Annotated in this window: 1 protein-coding gene; it reads left to right on the plus strand. The window is 39.3% G+C overall.

Translation table 11 applies throughout. The features are described 5' to 3' along the window. On the plus strand, positions 1–1179 hold a 1179-nt coding region (locus AABK37_RS41440; RefSeq protein ID WP_432557188.1), incomplete at its 5' end, for an RNA-guided endonuclease InsQ/TnpB family protein. Positions 1180–1192 lie beyond the last annotated feature (13 nt).

The raw sequence follows: 1192 nt of genomic DNA on the forward strand, positions 1-1192 counted from the left end.
CGTTGGTCGTACAATGCAGCAATTGCTTATCAACGCGACTGTTTTATCAAAGGCGAAAAGCAGCCCAGCAAGTATAAATTGCGTGAAATTATTCTCAAATCCTGTCCCTTATGGGTAAAAGAGTGTCCTTACTCTCCACGAGAAGAGGCTGTTTTTGACGCAAAGACAGCTTTTTCCAAAACAGCTAGTCTGAATAAATTAAACCCTCGGTTTCAATCATGCCGTCAACCAGTCAAAAGTTTAAGAATTAGCGCAAAGTATTGGGGGGCTTTTTATTCTGAAAAAGGCAAGACTAAGAAGGTGCAAGGCTTTACTCATTATGCTTCAAGCAAAGTGGTAGTGAACGGCAGAACTTTTCTTATAAAAGATTTACAGCTTAACGCCGTAGAACCTTTATGCGAAAAAATGCCATCAGAATTTACCATCTTACTTGACAAAGGCAAATGGTTTATCTGTTTTGCAATTCCTTTTGAGGTGCAAGCTAATCAACGTAAAAACTGTATTGGACTAGACCCAGGTGTTAGAACTTTCTTAACTGGCTTTGACGGAGAAAATGTTTTAGAAGTTGGTAACGGCTCAATATCTAAAGTTGCTATTCTCTGTCAACGGTTGGATAGACTTCAATCCATGATTACAAAATCCAAAGGTAAGAAAAGCAAGCGTTTACGTTGGAAGCTAAGAAAGCAGTCTGAAGCCATAAGAGCGAGGATTAGGAATCTTACTGACGAAGTTCATAAGAAAGCTTCAGTACTGTTAACCAAGACCTATAAGCACATTTTTTTGCCAACATTTGAAACATCTCAGATGGTTGTAAAGAAAAAACGTAAGCTCCGCTCTAAAACGGCTAGAAATATGCTTACGTGGTCGCACTATAGATTCAAGCAGACTCTTAAGTTCCACGCAATAAAGCGGGATTGTGTTGTGCATGATGTCACAGAGGAATACACAAGCAAGACTTGCTCAAAGTGTGGTCATGTTCATGAAAGATTAGCTGGTAATAAAAAGTTTAAATGCCCTAACTGTGGACATGAAATACCAAGAGACTGGAATGGTGCAATTAACATTTTCATCAAGTCAATTAATGATTTGATAAATGCCTCGACCAAAGTTGAGGCTGGGCAGGACGTAGCCCGATACACGGTAGAAACTAGTACTTGTTACGAGAATTTACCGGGTTAAATGATGTCCGTTA

Source organism: Tolypothrix sp. VBCCA 56010, from assembly GCF_050875635.1.
In the GTDB taxonomy this organism is placed as follows: domain Bacteria; phylum Cyanobacteriota; class Cyanobacteriia; order Cyanobacteriales; family Nostocaceae; genus Hassallia.